Source organism: Serratia sp. PAMC26656 (genome assembly GCF_016469055.2).
GTDB classification, from domain to species: Bacteria; Pseudomonadota; Gammaproteobacteria; order Enterobacterales; family Enterobacteriaceae; genus Serratia; species Serratia plymuthica.
The window spans coordinates 5,356,733-5,373,559 of record NZ_CP150486.1 but is presented as its reverse complement, the minus strand read 5'-3'; the positions used below and the strand labels follow the sequence as shown (position 1 = coordinate 5,373,559).

The window sequence follows — 16,827 nt, the reverse complement described above, 5'->3', positions numbered from 1 at the left end:
GGGCAGTTACCCTGGATACGAGCAAAAAAAAGGCGGCCACATCGGGCCGCCTTTCTCATTGAACACGCTGCTTAGATAACCTTAAGCGCCAGCCAGTACAGTGAACCGGAAAGCAGAATCGAAATCGGCAGGGTCAGTAACCAGGCCAACAGGATGTTCTTCACGGTTTTACTTTGTACACCGCCGCCGTCCACGATCATCGTCCCGGCTACCGCCGAAGAGAGCACGTGGGTGGTGGAAACCGGCATACCGGTGTAGCTAGCCACGCCGATCGACAAGGCCGCGGTCATCTGAGCCGACACGCCCTGAGCGTAGGTCATTCCCTTCTTACCGATTTTCTCGCCGATGGTGGTGGCAACGCGCTTCCAGCCAACCATGGTGCCGAGTGACAGCGCCAGAGCAACCGCAACGATGATCCACAGCGGTGCATACTCAACGGTTTGCAGCAGATCCTGACGCAGGTTCTTCAGGAAACGCTGGTCCGCAGCGGAGGTTTCCGGCAGTTTGGCGACCTTGTCTGCGGTATCCGTTACGCACATCAGCAGGCGGCGCAGATGGCTGCGCTGTTCTACCGTCAGTTGATCGTAACTTTGCAGATTGTTCAGCAGGCCCTGCGTCAGCTCAATCGCCGGCATGGCGCGGGAACTGTCACAGTGGAACTCGGTCGGCTTATTCGGCGAAACCTCATCTTCCGGGCTTGGCACCAGCGGCGTCAGGGACACCACGTGTGACAGGGCATCGCCGTGCTGCTGGTAATATTGCTGCAGGTGGGTCACGGCATCACGCGTACGGGTGATGTCATAGCCGGTTGCATTCATATTGACCACGAAGCCGGCCGGCGCAACGCCGATCAGCACCAGCATGATAAGGCCGATGCCTTTCTGGCCGTCGTTGGCGCCGTGCGAGAAGCTGACGCCGATAGCCGACAGGATCAGAGCGATACGGGTCCAGAACGGCGGCTTGCGTTTGCCGTCGACCTTTTCACGTTCCGCAGGGGTCATGTGGATACGCTGGCGTTTCTTGTTGCCGCTCCAATAGCGGCGCAAGGCAAACACCATCAGCCCGGCGACCATCATGCCGACCAGCGGCGAGATGAGCAATGACAGGAAAATACCGATCATTTTCGGGACGTTAAGCGCATCCACCACCGACGTGTGGGTCATCAGTGCATTGGTTAAACCAACACCGATAATTGCGCCAATCAGCGTGTGGGAGCTGGAGGCCGGCAGACCGAAATACCAGGTGCCGAGGTTCCAGATGATCGCCGCCAGCAGCATGGAGAAGACCATGGCTAATCCGTGCGCTGAACTGACGTTCAACAACAGATCGGTAGGCAACAGGTGAACAATGGCGTAAGCAACACTCAAACCACCGAGCATAACGCCAAGAAAGTTGAACAAGCCCGCCATCACGACCGCAAGTTGCGAGCGCATGGCACGGGTATAGATTACTGTAGCGACCGCATTGGCCGTATCATGAAAGCCGTTGATGGCTTCATAAAACAACACGAACAACAATGCGAGAATTAACATCAGGCCGGTATGGAAATCCAGGCCTGCGAACAAATGCAGCATAAGCGTTACGCCAGTTTGTGGACATGAACGCCGCGCATTATCCGTGACAACCGGGGCCGGGGAAAAGGAAAATATGACGTTTTTTTGATTTAGATATGACGAAACGATGGCGCTCGCATGACAAAGATATGAAATATCATAACCTTATGCTGATAAGCGTACTGTAATATTTTCTTACTATGGCGCTGACGGCGGCATGGCTTTACAATCTGCCGCCGTAAAGTTGTCGGTTACCGGTAGCGAAACGGCGTAATATGGCGGCCTTTTGTCGCGATTGTGGTTTTTATTCGGAGAGGCGCAGGTGGAACAGTTTGATGTCGTGGTAATAGGTGCGGGCGCAGCGGGCATGTTTTGCGCCGCGCAGGCGGGGCAACTCGGTTGCCGGGTACTGCTGCTCGATAACGGCAAAAAACCGGGACGCAAAATCCTGATGTCCGGCGGCGGACGCTGTAACTTTACTAATATGTACACCGAACCGGCCGCCTACCTGTCGAACAACCCGCATTTCTGTAAATCGGCGCTGGCGCGATATACCCAGTGGGATTTTATCGATCTGATTAACCGCTACGGCATCGCCTACCATGAGAAAACGCTGGGGCAGCTGTTTTGCGATGACTCGGCGCAGCAGGTGGTCGAACTGCTGGTTAAAGAGTGCGAACTGGGCCAGGTGACGACGCGCCTGCGCAGTGAAGTGCTGGGCGTGGAAAAAACCGAAGCCGGTTTCGAACTGGCACTGAATGGCGAGAAAGTGAGTGCTCGCTCACTTGTGGTGGCCAGCGGCGGACTTTCCATGCCGGGGTTGGGCGCGTCGCCGTTCGGCTACAAGCTGGCGGAGCAGTTTGGTCTTAAGGTATTGCCGACCCGCGCCGCGCTGGTGCCTTTTACCCTGCATAAACCGCTGCTGGAACACCTGCAAACGCTGTCCGGCGTCTCTGTGCCGGCGGTGATCACCGCCGAAAACGGCGTCAGCTTCCGCGAAAGCCTGCTTTTCACCCACCGTGGCCTTTCCGGCCCGGCGGTATTGCAACTTTCCAGCTACTGGCAGCCTGGTGAGTTTGTGAGCGTTAACTTACTTCCTGCGCTCGATCTGGCGGGTTTCCTTAATGAGCAACGTCAGGCGCACCCCAACCAAAGCCTGAAAAACACGCTTGCGCTGCACCTGCCAAAACGCCTGGTGGAGTGCTTGCAAACGCTGGGGCAATTGCCGGAAGCCACGCTGAAGCAACTGAACGCCACGCAACAGGCCGCGCTGGTCGAAACCTTGCAGAATTGGCGTGTGCAGCCGAACGGCACCGAAGGTTACCGCACGGCGGAAGTGACGCTCGGTGGCGTAGACACCAAAGAGCTGTCTTCCAAAACGATGGAAGCCGGCAAGGTGCCCGGCCTGTACTTTATCGGCGAAGTGGTGGATGTGACAGGGTGGCTGGGCGGTTATAACTTCCAGTGGGCCTGGAGCTCGGCCTGGGCTTGCGCTCAGGCGCTGGCGACGCAGGGGCAGCAAGGCTGATTGACACCCCGCACAAACTGGCGGTATCTCGACTGCGACTCCGTGCTTCAGCGATATCATCAGGGTTAAGGGTGGATGATTGTCTTTAGCCATCGAAAAGACTGAATTATATTTATATTCGGGCCCGCCCATTTCGGGGCGGGTAAACAAGAAATTTAGTTTCTAGCATGAGAGTTTCCGAAAAATAACTTAATCAAAAAATATAAAATCCTGACTATACACACGCTGCAAGTAATTGAAACCAATAATACGGAAATGCCACTCGGCGCGGGATACCATGATGAAAACCCCACTCCAGCCCCACCTAGCAAGGAGGCAGAGAGAAATATACCAATAACTACCGATATTAATTTAAGCGCTTTGTCATTCATATAATCACCTGAAAATAGAGATAGGTTTATCACTGTTTTTTTAGCGTGTATTTTTACCTGTAGCACTTCCCCGTTCCTTCTTCCGCCATTGTTGCCTGACCACCAGAGACACATTCTGGCAACGAACAATCAATCACTTCCATAAACAACTCCTTCTGTTTAAGTAATCAATGCGATTATAAAATGTAAAGCAGTGTGAAATAATTAACTCATTCCTGCTTTATTAGCAAGATTTATTATTAATGAGTTTTAATTAAGGTTTAAGAATAAATTTAATTCATATGAGAGAACAATAATTATATATTTAATTATTTTCGTGTTTCATGAAAGTATAAAATTTAACTAATATTAAAATAATCATTTGGTTATGTTGGCTTTAACTGTATTGTCGCACTCAGCGCGTTGCTGACCATCTCGCGGATGCGCGGCAGGCTGATGGGGTGCAATTCGTGCTGGAACACCCGTATGTCGATCTCGGCGGTAAGCAGTGAAAGGAACTGGGTGAGGATCGGCCAGCCGTAGTTCCTGGCGATCTATGGCGGCGGACATCAGCACTGACAGTTTTTCCGCGCGCGGGCCAGCCTCGTAAAACAGCGTGCCGAGATTTACTGCATTTACAGCACTATCTGCACCTCAATAATCAGAGTGAACATACGATTGGTTCCTGCACGTTGACGTCGATACGCGGCAGCCGTAGGCAAAACTCAGGCCCGGTGCCGCCGGATAGGCTAAGCTGATTTTTAGAGGGTTTATCCGGGGTATTCACCATGCATATCATTCTTGCACCTACCAATCTGGGGCTGAGCCCTCTGCGGCCGGGCCATGTTCCCGGAACCTGGCGAGCGCCGCAGGCGTTGATGGCGCATGGTTTGGTGCAAAGGTTGGGAGCAGGGGCCGTCACTGAGTTGCCGCAGCCGACCTATTCGCCGGCAGCGCAGCCCGGCACCCGCATACGTAATGGTCACGCGATTCGCGCCTTCACTATCGCATTGGCCGCAGAGATTGCTGCGGTGCAGGCGCGCGGCGAGTTCCCGCTGGTGGTCGGCGGCGACTGTTCGATTCTGCTGGGGGCGTTGGCCGGTTCACGCCGTACTGGGTCGCTTTCGCTGGTGCACATCGACGGGCACAGCGATTTCCGTCATCCCGGCAACTACGATCCGCAGCAGATGTTGGGTGCGGTGGCGGGGATGGATTTGGCGTTGGCGACCGGGCGCGGGGAACCGCTGCTGACCGAATGGCCTGGCGTAACAGGGCCGCTGGTGCCGGAACGGCAGGTTTTACAGCTGGGCGAACGTGAGTGCCGGGACGCAGATTTTGCCTGGCCGGATATCAATCAAACGGCGATAGCGCGCATTGACGTCTTCGCCGCCAACCTGATGGGCAAAGCGGAGATTGTGCGACAAATCGAACAGATGCTGGCCACCGAGCCGGAATGGCGCTTTTGGCTGCATCTGGATGTGGACGTGCTTGATCAAACCATTATGCCGGCGGTGGATTCCCCCGGTAGCCCCGGAATCGATCGCCTCTGGCTGGAAAATATCGTGGCGCGGTTGCTGCAAAATCCGTTGTGCTGCGGCATGACGCTGTCGGTATTCGACCCCGAGCTCGATCCCGACGGCCGATATGCGGCGTTGATCGTGGAAATGCTGGAGGCGATGTTCCGCTCTCGCTGACGGCGTTATGCCTTGTGCGTCGACAGCTGGATGCTGGTTTCGGTGTTGGAAATGCCGGCGATGCGCCGGATGCGGCCCAGAATTTTATCGAAACTCTCCAGGCTGTCGGTGCGGATCTCCAGCAGAATGTCCCACTTGCCGTTGGTGGTATGCAGGGTGAACACCGCCGGTTCGCCGCGCAACTGTTGCAACACGCTTTGCGCCTTGGTGCCTTCCACCGCCACACACATCCAGGCGCGAATGCGGTTATGTTCCACGCCCGGTTTCACGCGGATGGTGTAGCCGGTAATGATCCCCTGCGCTTCCAGCGCCTCAATTCTTTTTTGCACCGTAGCGCGCGAAACCCGGACCTTGTTGGCTATCTCGGTCACCGAGCTGCGGGCGTTTTCGCGCAGCAGCGCGAGGATCTGGCGATCGGTATCATTCATGGTGGCAAAGTGTCGGCTGGCGGTGGCGATTTATAAAAATATAGAGCAATTTAGTCATTTTTCACACTGCCTGGTGCCAAATTGATTTTCCATAATAGGGTCGCGTTATTCCCCCGATCCCTGTGAGAAATATCATGCAAACCACCCAATCCGTTTTTATGATCCGGCCTTCCGGCTTTGCCGCGAATAAACAGACCCAGCACAGCAATTTTTTTCAGAAGGTCACGCAGCACCATGAACACCACGCGGCCAGGGCATTAATCGCCTTTAACGGTTACGTTGATGCCCTGCAACAGGCCGGTGTCGACGTGCGGGTGATGGATGATATCGACGGGCAGGAAACGCCGGACGCATTGTTCCCGAATAACTGGATTGCGCTGCTGGGCGACGGCAGCCTGTTCACTTTCCCGATGGAAGCGGAAAACCGACGACGGGAACGCCGCCAGGATATTGTCGCGCAGCTCGCCAATGATTTCGTGATTGAACGGCATATCGATCTTTCCGCTCACGAACTGGCCGGGCGTTTTCTGGAAGGCACAGGTTCGCTGATCCTGGATCATCCGAACAAGCTGGCTTATTCCTGCTTGTCGTCACGCAGCTCTCCAGAAGTGGGGCGCGAATTTGAGCGCCATTCCGGCTATAAAATTATCTGGTTCGACGCCGTAGATCGCCATAATCAGCCGATTTATCACACCAACGTGATGATGAGCGTCGGCGTGCGCTACGCCATTCTCTGCCTGGAAAGCCTGCGCAACCCGGAGCAAAAGCGCAGGGTGATCGCCACGTTGCAAGGTAGCGGCAAAACCCTGATTGACGTCAGCCATGCCCAGATGGAGGCGTTCGCCTGCAACGTGCTGGAACTGCGCGCCAAAGACGGCAGTCCGGTTTACGCGATGTCGACCCGCGCCTGGGCCAGTTTTACGCCGCCGCAACAGGCGCTGATTGGCGGCTACGCCCGGCTGGCGCTGGGGCCGATCGACATTATCGAAGATCTCGGCGGCGGGGGCGCGCGCTGCATGCTGGCGGAGATCTTTCTGCCAAAGAAACGCGCTCTGGCCTGATCCCGCGGCGTTTCAGTTCAACCCCATCTGATTGAGCAGCATTTTGTTCAGTTCGGTATTTTTGCGCACGTTCAATTTACGCATTGCCGAACGCTTGTGGGCGCTGATGGTCTTCTGGCTGCGGTGCAGCATCCCGGCGATGGTGCAGGCGGACATGCCGGTGCTCATCAGCTTCAGCACCTTCTTTTCGCAGCTGCTCAGGGCGGCGATGCGGCATTGCCGGCATTTCCAGATGGCGCTGGCGTGCAGTGCCACCCAGGGTTGCTGGCAAAAGCGCTCCAGCGCCATGTGGAGCTTGTGGCGAACGGTAGCGGCATCGTCGCGTCGGTTAATGCTGAACAACGCCGGGTGGGCGTGCAGATAACGGGTGTCGAGATCGTCGAGGATCAGCACGATCATTTGCCGATGGCGCGGCGTCTGGTACGGGCTTTGGTAGCAACTGGCGCAGCCGCATTGCTCTTCCAGGGTACGGAACACGATCTCGATCGGCTCCAGATTGCGCAGTTCGTGCAGATGTCCGCGGCGGCTGTGATTCAGGTCATGCAGATACTCTTCCAGCAGTTGCCGTAACCCCTGTTGATAAAAGTTATCGCTGCCCAGCAGGGTGAACCGAATATTAAGCATAGTTACTCCTTAAAACGCGCATCGTGCGGGAACAGCCGGCGAGCCTGACGTTGCAGATTCTCCGCCCGCTGCGGCTGTTGCAGCAACCGGCTGGTCACCATCAGGTTGACGTAGATATTGGCGTCCGGCCGCACGCGGATTTCATTTTCCGCCCAACGTTGGTAGCTCAGCAGCGTGGCTGGATCGCGGGTATGCGGGTATTGCAGCAGCCGTTGCAACTGGACATCGTAGTCGTAGCGCACCTGCCAGGGTGTCGGCGTCATCACCCGACTCATGGCGGCAAATTGCTGCAGACCGGTTTTTTCCACGGCGGTCACGATCAGGGCGCTGTGCAGGCCGTTGAGCAGATACGGCAACGCCAGCGCGGCCAAACCGGTGGTGAGCAGCCGCAGGGTGAGCTGCGGGCGCGGTGACAGGCGCAGGCGGCAACGCACATCGCCGGTGCGCAGAATCGCCAGCAGCAGTACGCCGTGTGCCGCTGAGAGATAAAGCGGGTATTCCACCATCATGTGCAGCAGGATCGGCAGCGCCGCCAGCCAAGGGGCGGGCCGCAGCGGCAGGGCGCGGGTGCGTCGCAACAGGCACCATAACCCCCAGCAAATGAAGGCGATGCCGCTCAGGCTCAGCAGGCCGCCCTCGATGCCCCACAGCAAAATTTCGTTGTGCGGATGGCTGATGCTGACGCTTTCCATGCCGCTGCGGTGGGTGGTGTAGAAGTGATGCAGGAAGTCGTGCTGAAAGCGGCCGTAACCCCAGCCGAGCCACGGGCGTTCGGCGATCATACGCAGCGCTTCCTGCCAGTAGGTCAGCCGGTAGAAAATCGGTTCCGCCACGGTGAGCGCCCGCGTCGCGCCGTTGAGCATGACCAGCAGCAGCCCGGCGGCTATCCCGGCAAGCAACAGCAGCAGGGCGGCGGTGGCGCGGCGGCGATTAAGCCGATACAGCATAAACAGTTGCAGCGGCGACAGCACAACGGCCGCCAGCAGGCCAACGCGTGAGGCGATCACGATCAACAACAGCGGTGCCAGCACCAGCATACTGCCCGTCAGCCATTGCACGCTCCGGTGCAACGGGCGCCGGTTGCTCAGCAGATACAGCGCCAGCGCCAGCCCGGTAGCCATAAAGCTGGCCATCAGGTTCCACTGCTGGAAGATGCCGTAAGGGCGGTTTTTCACGGTGTTGTAGCCTATGGCGTTACCCGGCTCCAACAGGCCGTACTGCACCAGACCCAGCAGCGCCTCGAGCACCGTCGCCGCCAGCAGTAAAATCAGCAGCCTGCGCCGCCGCAGACGGTCGAGCGGTATCTGCAACAGCGCGAAGTAGGCGGCGACGCCCAGCGTCAGCCCCAACAGGCGCGGGAGAGCTTCACTCAGCCAGGGATTTTTCGTCCACAACAGCGGCAATAATAAAATCAGAGCGCCCGGTGCCAGCCGGTTAAAAAAGCCGGACACGGCCAATGGCGGACGGCTCAATAGCATCGCGCCGAGAATAAACAGGGCGATAAATATGCCGCCGACCAGATTCCACGGCAAATAAAAACCGCTGCCGCCGCGATTGGGCCAGTAAATATGCATGGCGATCAGGCAATAGCACGCCGCCAGCCCGAATAACCCGGCCGTTTTGTTGTTGGATATCATCACTGCTTCCTGAAGCGCCTGGCCTTATTGGTAAGCCAGCACAAAATTGGCTACCGAGCTGAATTCACCCTCGGTAATGGTTTTATTCTGTATCGCGCTGGGGTGGCCCTGCACATAGGCGGTGAAATTCAGCACAGTGGCGCCGTCCTGCAATGCCACCGCGCTGGTGGCCTGATTCAACTCGATATCGGCGCCCTTGCTGTCAAACAGCGCGATGGCGGCGCCGTTGGTGCCGTTATTGATCGCCAGTTTGCCCGGCAGTTCGCTGTCTTCGGTGCCGCTGAAGGTGACATTGACGGATTTGAACACTGCCGTTTTGCAGTCGGTCAGTTTGATGTTGAACGGCACCGGATTGCTGTGGCCATAGCGGTACAGGGTTTTGACGATCACGGTATCCATCTCCACCACCTGATCGGCCGATTGCGGTTCAATATTGCACGGCCGGCTCACCACGGTACCGTGGAACTGCAGTGGTGAACCGACCAGTTCGGTATCCGCCAGAGCCGGCAACGCCGTCAACAATAAGGGCGTGCAACTGAGCATCGCTAAAGCGTGTAAACGCATGGTCTGTTTCTCCCTGGGTTACTCGAAGGCCGCCACAATGGTGGCCGAGGCGTTAAATTCCCCTTCCGCGATGTCCTTGCCGCCGTTGGCCAACGGCGCGGCAACCAGGTTCCAACTGCCGCCGTTACCGATATTCTGCACCGGGTAAAACTCATTCGGGACAACCAACTGACCGTTATGTTTGATCTCGATACCGAGATCGGTTTTATCGGTTTTAAACGCGTTATTGGTGAAGGGCGCCGGGGTGCCGGAGACCGCCAGTTTGATATTCAGGGTGCCGTCCTCAAAGCTGCCGCCTTCGCACTGGAAGCGCACCGGAATGCTTTGCGGATAGCTTGCGCCGTTCAGGTTGCTGCCGCTGATTTCCCCAAATTCGACGTTGATCAGTTGGCCTTCATTCACCACGCATTTATCCGGCACGTACAGAATGGCGGATTGAATAAACACCTGCGCCATAGGGTTGGGGCCGAAACCTGCGTCGGTTGAACCCAGGCGGCCATACATCTCGATGATTTGCCGGTCGTTAATCTGCACGCCATTGATGATTTTTTTGCGCACCCGGAAGGTGACTTTGCCCCGGGAACCGCTTTCGTAGTTGTTGATTTGCACGTAGGGCGGGTTGCATGAATGTTGGCTCAACTCGTTGGATACATTGTAAAAAGGTACGGTGACGTAGGCCCTTTTATTACCGGCGATCCAAACTTCGGCTTTTAAATCCAGGTAATCATTCAGTTTTAAATAACCGTTGCCGAACTCGGAGGGGGGCAATGCCGAATCCGACTTATAAAAGTGCGGGCTGGTCGGAATACGAGTATCGCAATAGGCCTTGCCGGTATATTGGCCGCCTAATGAATAGGTAAATTCTTTGGTGAAGCCCACCTGATTGGTGATGTTGGTTTCATTCAGGTCGATATAAAATTGTTTTGCCCCGCCGTCCGGCGTCACGTAGCCATTTGCCCAGACGGCAGGCACCGCCAGCGCGAACGCCAGCGGCAGGTAATAGTTAACGTATTGGTTTTTCATTGCGTTTGTGAACCTCACAGGTAAATCACCTGAATGTGCGCCACGCCGGAAAACCCGGCCGCCATCACCGCCCGCTGCGTTGACTCCACGCTGGCGCTGAACCACAGCGTGTTGCTGCCGGGCTGCAGAATGTAGGGCCGGCTTTGCTGATTGAGCGACAGAGCGCGGCCCTGTTGGTCCTGCAAACGCAGGCCGATGCCTTGCACGCCGCCGTTGAGTTTCAGCAAGTCCGGATTATTCACATCGCTGTCGCCGAGAAACACCAGCGTCGCGGCCTGCTCACCCTGTAAATAGAGCTGCCCGGCATCGCCGTTACGTTGGCCGGCGGGGTTATCCGCCAGCGCTTTGGCCCCCAACAGGCAGTTGCGGAAGGAGAGACGAAAGCGCACCGGCGCGCTCCGATCGCCGGCATTCTGGAAGTCACGCGCGTTAACCTCGCCCAAATCGATGGCCTGATCCTGGCTGTCCGGCGTCAGGCTGCAAGGGGAACTGAGCAGGCCGCCGAAAAAGCTGACGGTGCCGGTAGTGCCTTCAATCACGTCAAGCGGCGTTGCCGCCGCCGCGCCGCCGCTAAACAGCAATGCGCCGAACAGCAAGGGCCGCAGGCGGCCGCCGGTGAATTCAGCCATGCGGTATCTCCTTATTTTTTGGTATCGGGCACGACATGGCAGACGCTGCCGTTGCAGGCGAAGCGCAGCTCGGGGTGGCCGCCGTAGTCATTGATGTAGGTGACGACAAAGCTGTTCAGGCCGCTGTCGCGCAGCTTCACGCTTTCGCTGGATTTCGGTTTCAGCATCACCGGCTGGAAGTCACCGAGCGCGCCGCCGCCCTGTTTCTGCGGTTGGCGGGTCATGCCGGTCAGGGTGATATAAAACGGCGTGGGGTTTTCGATGGTGAACCCGCCGGCGTTTTTACGGAACACCAGCTTCTCCTGCCACACCTCGCCTTTTGGCGCGACGATGGCTTTCGGCCGGTAAAACAGCTTGATCTGGGTCTGCAGCGCCAGCTGCATCACGTTGGTTTTGCTGCTCTTCGGCGGGATTTCGCGCAAGTTGAAATAGAACACCGATTCGCGATCCTGCGGCAGGCGGTCGGCCTCCGGAGTCTTGGTGATGCGCACTACGCTGCGTTCGCCGGCTTCTACCCGCTGCAACGGCGGCAGTACCACCAGCGGCGAGGTGATTTTCTGATGCTGTTCGTTTTCCAGCCAGGATTGCGCCAGAAAAGGCAGCTCCTTATTTTCGTTGACGATATTCAGGCTGATGGATTTCGCGTCGCTGAGGTAGATGGCGCGGGTACGATCCAGCGAGATCGCTGCGTTGACGGCCGGAGCCGCGCTGGCCAATACCAGGCCCAGTGCGGCCACTTTTGCTAGCGGATAGTTGTTCATAGTCATCAATTCTCTGTGTTGCGGATTACAGTTTGGCGCACGGCAGCAGCAGCTGGTCCAGCGGCTTGGCGGCGCCCGGTATCACGATGCGGCACTGGCGTTGGCCTTCCCAGGCGACATCCAGTTGTTCTTGCGGCTGGACGCCGGTCAGGTAGACCGATCCTCCGTCGTTCACCACCGCCACTTCGCGGCCTCGCTCGCTCAGCACCGTAGCGCCAAACGGCGGTTCGCTGCCGTCGGCCAGCTTGATGGTGGCCAGCAGCTTGCTGCCTTTCACCACCTCAAAGTGGCGGTAACCGATGGCGCCTTCGGTCAGCGTGCCTTGCACTACCGCTCGGGTCGCTTCGACGTCGTCCGCAAGTCGGTTGACGTCAATTCGGGTATCGGTGTTGTAGTAGCTGGTGATATCGGAAATCACCGCCAGGCCGAAGTGGTTGCTGTAGGCACGGCCGTTGTTGATCGGCACCCCGGCGATGCCGTCGGTATCCAGCATCATCCGGCTGCCGCCGTTGCTGGAGTTCTGGTGCGCGGCCACGCCGTGTCGGGTGGCGGTAATGCCGCTGCGGAAAGTGCCGCCGATAGAGGAGTAGCTGTCTTGTTGGTAAGAGGCGCTGGCGTTGAGCGAGCCGAACGACGCGTTGCGGGTATAGTAACCGCGAGCCAGCGATTTGCCGGCTTGGTTAAAGCCGCCGCTGACCTGCCAGGTATTGTTCGGATCGGTGTAGTCGTTGTAGGACGCCATCTGCGTGACGTCGCTGTTGCTGCTTTGCAACGAGTAACCGATACGGCGACGATCGCCAATCGGCACGCTGAAGTTCAGCATCACGCTGTCGTCCGTGCGGCCGTGATAGGTAGTGCGGTAGGCCGACAGCGAGGCGGTGATGTTGCTGACGTTACCGACGTTGAACAATTTGCTGGCAGACAGCCCGTAGCGATCCTGTGCCTTGGCGTCCCAATAGGTCTGGTGGGAATAGGTCAGGTAGGCGGTGATCGCTTTGGCGCTGTCTTCCGCCATAAAGGTTTTGCTGGCGGTGATGGTGTACAGCTCTTTTTGGCGCCCGTTGTAGTGTTCGTCGTAGTCGTTGTAACGCTCTTGCAGATACTGCGACATGTTCATGAACTTGCGCTGCGAGAAGCGGTAACCGGCGAAGGTGATCTGGCTGTTCAGCTCATCGAAGCGTTTGGCGTAGTTGACCTTGAACGACATGCCGCTGGCGGTCGGTTCATTGGGCAGGCGCGCGATAGACTGCGTGACGTCCAGCGACATGGCGCCAAACACGTTCAGATCACGACCCAGGCCGAGCGCCCAGGCGTTGTAATCGCCGCCGAGCAGCGCGCCGCCGTACAGCGACCAGGCGCTGGTCAGCCCCCAGGAGAAATCGCTGGCAGAGAACAGCGGCCCCTGCGTGCGGTGATCGTAAGCCGAGGGCTTACCCAGTGCGACGTTGTAGCGCACATAGCCAGGGCGGGTCAGATAAGGGATGGTGGCGGTATCGACCTGGAAGGTGGAGACGCTGCCGTCTTGTTCTTCTACCTTCACATCCAGCCGGCCACGTACCGAACTGTTGAGATCCTGAATGGCGAACGGCCCGGCGGGCACCGTGGTTTCGTACAGCGTGCGGCCTTCCTGGGAAACGGTGATTTTGGCGTTGCTCTTGGCGATGCCGCGCACTTCCGGCGCATAGCCCTGCAGGTTTGGCGGCAGCATGCGCTCGTCACTGGCCAGATTGAGACCGGTGAAGCGGTACGAATCGAACACCCCCGAGTCGAGAAAGATTTCGCCGAGGGTAAGCTTGGCGGCCTGCATTGGCAGTGCGCGATAGGCGTAGATCTGGTTCCAGTCAAAACCGCTGTCACGCTGGCCGGCCTGCTGATTGTAATTGGCCTGATAATCGGCGCGAAGGCGCCAGGCGCCCATATTGGCACCCAGCGTACCGTAGCTGCTGAGATTTTCTGAGGTGTTGTTATTGTGGCTTTGCTTGCCGACCTGGCCGCTGAGGTTGTAGTCCAACAGCAGCCCCGGAATACCGTCGTCCCATTGTTCAGGTGGGGTCCAGTCCGGATCGGAATATTTCATCCATGCCTGCGGAATGGTGATCGCCAACACGCCGCCGCCGATACGATCGGAAAGGGTCGCCCCTTTGATCCCGCTGATATCGGCACACTGGTTGTCGTGCCACAGGGTGATTTTTTTGGCGGCTTCCTCTTTCAGCGCCATTTTTTCCACCAGATCCGGCGGCAGACAGGCGCGGGAGCGGTCCTTTTTATCCGCTGACGGATAATACTGGATGCGGCGCTGCGGCAGGGTTTTCTGGTTGATCTTGATATCCAGCAGATAGGTGCCGGGCATGACGTAATCGGCGTCGGAAAAACGCGATAAATCCACTTTGCTGCGATCGCCGATATCCAATACGTCAGTATTGAATTCCGTGGCGGAAAAAGCCGAATGCGCCCAGAGGAAAGATAGAATGACGGTAAGGGGTCTTTTTTTCCGTGTCAGTAATGACGTCATAGAATAATCACTCATGGCAAATCCGCGCCCAATAGCAGGTCATCCTGTACGACCTGAATACGTAATACGTGATGTCATTCGGTACCTGATGCCGGTACCCGCCTAACGCGGCGTTACAGATAAGACAGGGTGAATTTCGCCAACGAGCTGAATCCGCCGGCTCGGGCCTTATCAGGGTGAATACGTAATCGGGCACCGAAGCGCAGCGTATTGTCGCCGGCGACGATCTGGTAATCCGCCGTGGTGGTGCCCAGCGGGATAGGGGTACCGGCTGCGGTCAGCAGTTCAATGGCCACGCCTTGCGCTTCGCCGTAAACGCCCAATAGCTCGGGATCCCGGCTGTCTGCGGTGCCGTCGAAGGTGACGGTGGCCGCGCGATAAATAAAGTCGGGCTTCACGACGCTTGCCAGTTCACAGTTCACCAGCTTGATCTCAAAATTGCGGCGGCTGCCGATCAACACCGGCTGTTCGCCCAATGCCGCGTCGGTCATGGCGATCAGCCCGAAATCAATGGATTGGTCGAGGCTTTCGCCGGCAATCCCACAGGGGGTCTCGACGATCTCGCCGCCCAGGCTGACCGTGCCGTGGCCCTGATTTTTCGCTGTCGCCTCTACGCTGCAAACGCTGAGCGCGATAAGCAGTGCGCCCCAAATCCGGGTTGTCATGCTGGCGTCTCCCTGTAGCCGTCTGTCTCGTTACCTAATATCCGTGCAGGTAAAAGCGGGGACGCCGAAACGGCGCCCCCAAGGGGATTACAGGTAAGCCAGAGTGAAGTTCGCTACGCTGGTGAATTCGCCTGGGACCACGGCGCCAGACGCGCTGCTGCCTTGCAGATAAGCGGCGAATTTCAGGGAGTTGTTGCCTTCGTTCAGGCCCTGACCGTCAGTCGCGGTGCCCAGCTCAACGTCTTTGGAGTGCAGGTTGTCGTAGATCATGATGCCGGCGCCGGTCGCGGTGCCGCTCAGTGCCAACAGCTTGCTGTTATCAGGATCCGGGGTGCCGGTGAAGGTCACCTGGACGTTCTTCATGGTCGTCAGAGAGCAGTCTTTCAACTCAATGCTGAATGGCTGAGAGCTGGATTTCCCTTCTTTGGCCAGGATACGGCTGCTGATTTGACCCATCGGTACCGTCTGGTCAACGGATTCTGGCGCTACGCTGCATGGCGCATCGATGATTTCACCGGTAAAAGTCACTTTACCGCTGCCCTGGTTAGATGCGGCGTGAGCAACAGATGCGGAAGCGAAAGCAATCATGGTTGCCAGCATTAATTTATTCAGTTTCATTTCTCAAGTTCCTGTAGAGAGTATTTAAATAAAAAGAAAAGCACATCTAAATCCCCCACGACGCTGGCAACATCATGTCGCCGGCCTCGAAGTTGGAGCCAGATCCTTTTGCTCTGGGCAATACGCCACCCTCCGTTATTTTCTCGGCAATAACGAAAGTTTTTGGAAGGCGTAAAAACGCATTCCATTAAAATGAAAATATGAATATCACCCTGGCGTCTTGGTGAGAATATTCTTGCAAATAATAGGCGTCGTTGGAAATAGCTTTTATTAATTTAGGTCAAATACAGAATATAAAACCAAAAGGAAAAAGAAATATATATAATTGAAAATCAATAGATCGTATACAACTATTATCCAGAATAAATGACTATATAAGTGGCAATGTGCGAGATTTTAGATCGCCAGATATGCCGTTGACACTACAATTCACAATATTGTTTTGATAATATCGCCATCAGGCAGCAGATGATGAATTGCGGCTGTTAATCGTCAGTGAAAAGTTAACTCATTGTTTTAAAAGACAGGTAAAACGATATCGCCGGCTTGAAACGCGGCTTTCAGGCATAACGACGGCAGTAATTTCTTTCGTGGTGTTAACAAAAAAATAACAATATCGACCTGTGCCGGATTATTATCGGCACACGCTGATATTGTGCGTTTTTTGTTATTTAACTCGTTCGGATTAATCCAAAGCGGTGAGTGCTCGCTGGACCCCACGACATAATAATGACCTAAGTGATAATTAAGGGATGATAAACGGAATGATTACCATAATTAATGATTCAACTCGCCGCTCTGCCGTCGCTTTGGCGGTGATGATAATGACCGGTTTAATGTTGTCTGGCTGCGCGGGGAAGAATGGCGCGGGCGTTATCGCCGTGAAAAAAGTCTCACAGAATAATCCTAACGAAAAGACTGACGAGCAGCGCATCGTACTTTGTCAGCAGCGGGTGAATTCACTTAAAAATATTAACCCGCAAAGTTATCAGAAACGGATTGCTTATTTTAACGGACTGCTTTCCAACGCCTCCGGATATGCCGGTATTCGCAGTCATGTCGATGAAAGTACCCGTAAGGCTATAGACGCGCTTTATAAATATAAAACTGAAAAGTTCTGTGCCGACGTCGAACATGAGCTGATGTCCGATCTGTCCAGCCGGGTGGAGAGCCTGTAGCC

15 protein-coding genes are annotated in these 16,827 nt (G+C 56.3%); 4 read left to right on the top strand and 11 right to left on the bottom strand.

Annotated features, from left to right (window positions below):
- Positions 1-71: 71 nt before the first annotated feature.
- Complete coding sequence (gene pitA, locus JEM67_RS26180) at positions 72-1,574, bottom strand: inorganic phosphate transporter PitA (protein ID WP_004951543.1); 1,503 nt, start codon at positions 1,572-1,574, stop codon at positions 72-74.
- A 301-nt stretch (positions 1,575-1,875) separates the two neighbouring features.
- On the opposite strand from pitA, the gene JEM67_RS26175 reads away from it, so the two are divergent.
- The gene (locus JEM67_RS26175) at positions 1,876-3,081 is read left to right on the top strand and encodes an NAD(P)/FAD-dependent oxidoreductase (RefSeq protein ID WP_199638657.1); all 1,206 of its coding nucleotides are present in this window, start codon (positions 1,876-1,878) and stop codon (positions 3,079-3,081) included.
- Between the two features lie 1,138 nt (positions 3,082-4,219).
- Positions 4,220-5,125 carry an arginase family protein gene (locus JEM67_RS26170; RefSeq protein ID WP_199638655.1) on the top strand — a complete coding sequence of 302 codons (906 nt, stop codon included), beginning with the start codon at positions 4,220-4,222 and terminating at the stop codon, positions 5,123-5,125.
- A gap of 5 nt (positions 5,126-5,130) precedes the next feature.
- Here the strand turns inward: JEM67_RS26170 and JEM67_RS26165 are convergent, their stop codons facing one another.
- The gene (locus tag JEM67_RS26165; RefSeq protein WP_013814901.1) at positions 5,131-5,553 is read right to left on the bottom strand and encodes an Lrp/AsnC family transcriptional regulator; all 423 of its coding nucleotides are present in this window, start codon (positions 5,551-5,553) and stop codon (positions 5,131-5,133) included.
- A gap of 134 nt (positions 5,554-5,687) precedes the next feature.
- On the opposite strand from JEM67_RS26165, the gene ctlX reads away from it, so the two are divergent.
- Positions 5,688-6,614 (top strand): citrulline utilization hydrolase CtlX, encoded by a 927-nt coding sequence (gene ctlX / locus JEM67_RS26160; RefSeq protein ID WP_199638653.1) that lies wholly within the window; start codon positions 5,688-5,690, stop codon positions 6,612-6,614.
- A 12-nt stretch (positions 6,615-6,626) separates the two neighbouring features.
- On the opposite strand, the gene JEM67_RS26155 is transcribed toward ctlX, so the two are convergent.
- From JEM67_RS26155 to JEM67_RS26115, 9 genes are all read right to left on the bottom strand, one after another.
- Complete coding sequence (locus JEM67_RS26155; protein ID WP_199638651.1) at positions 6,627-7,238, bottom strand: helix-turn-helix transcriptional regulator; 612 nt, start codon at positions 7,236-7,238, stop codon at positions 6,627-6,629.
- 2 nt (positions 7,239-7,240) lie between these two features.
- On the bottom strand, positions 7,241-8,875 hold the full coding sequence (locus tag JEM67_RS26150) for a PglL family O-oligosaccharyltransferase (protein WP_199638649.1): 1,635 nt from the start codon (positions 8,873-8,875) through the stop codon (positions 7,241-7,243).
- Between the two features lie 24 nt (positions 8,876-8,899).
- Positions 8,900-9,439, bottom strand: coding sequence for a fimbrial protein (locus JEM67_RS26145; RefSeq protein ID WP_199638647.1), 540 nt, complete (start codon positions 9,437-9,439; stop codon positions 8,900-8,902).
- A gap of 18 nt (positions 9,440-9,457) precedes the next feature.
- A complete protein-coding gene (locus JEM67_RS26140) occupies positions 9,458-10,462 on the bottom strand; it encodes a fimbrial protein (protein WP_199638645.1) in 1,005 nt (334 codons plus the stop codon).
- 14 nt (positions 10,463-10,476) lie between these two features.
- The gene (locus JEM67_RS26135) at positions 10,477-11,091 is read right to left on the bottom strand and encodes a fimbrial protein (protein ID WP_013814895.1); all 615 of its coding nucleotides are present in this window, start codon (positions 11,089-11,091) and stop codon (positions 10,477-10,479) included.
- An 11-nt stretch (positions 11,092-11,102) separates the two neighbouring features.
- Complete coding sequence (locus JEM67_RS26130) at positions 11,103-11,852, bottom strand: fimbrial biogenesis chaperone (RefSeq protein ID WP_370576188.1); 750 nt, start codon at positions 11,850-11,852, stop codon at positions 11,103-11,105.
- Positions 11,853-11,877: 25 nt separating this feature from the next.
- Positions 11,878-14,379 carry a fimbria/pilus outer membrane usher protein gene (locus JEM67_RS26125; RefSeq protein WP_199638641.1) on the bottom strand — a complete coding sequence of 834 codons (2,502 nt, stop codon included), beginning with the start codon at positions 14,377-14,379 and terminating at the stop codon, positions 11,878-11,880.
- A gap of 98 nt (positions 14,380-14,477) precedes the next feature.
- Positions 14,478-15,029: a fimbrial protein gene (locus tag JEM67_RS26120; protein ID WP_013814892.1), complete on the bottom strand. Its 552-nt coding sequence runs from the start codon at positions 15,027-15,029 to the stop codon at positions 14,478-14,480.
- An 87-nt stretch (positions 15,030-15,116) separates the two neighbouring features.
- Positions 15,117-15,647, bottom strand: a complete 531-nt coding sequence (locus JEM67_RS26115) for a fimbrial protein (RefSeq protein ID WP_013814891.1) — start codon at positions 15,645-15,647, stop codon at positions 15,117-15,119.
- A gap of 764 nt (positions 15,648-16,411) precedes the next feature.
- Between JEM67_RS26115 and JEM67_RS26110 the strand changes: the two genes are divergently transcribed.
- Positions 16,412-16,825 carry a hypothetical protein gene (locus JEM67_RS26110; RefSeq protein ID WP_199638633.1) on the top strand — a complete coding sequence of 138 codons (414 nt, stop codon included), beginning with the start codon at positions 16,412-16,414 and terminating at the stop codon, positions 16,823-16,825.
- Positions 16,826-16,827 lie beyond the last annotated feature (2 nt).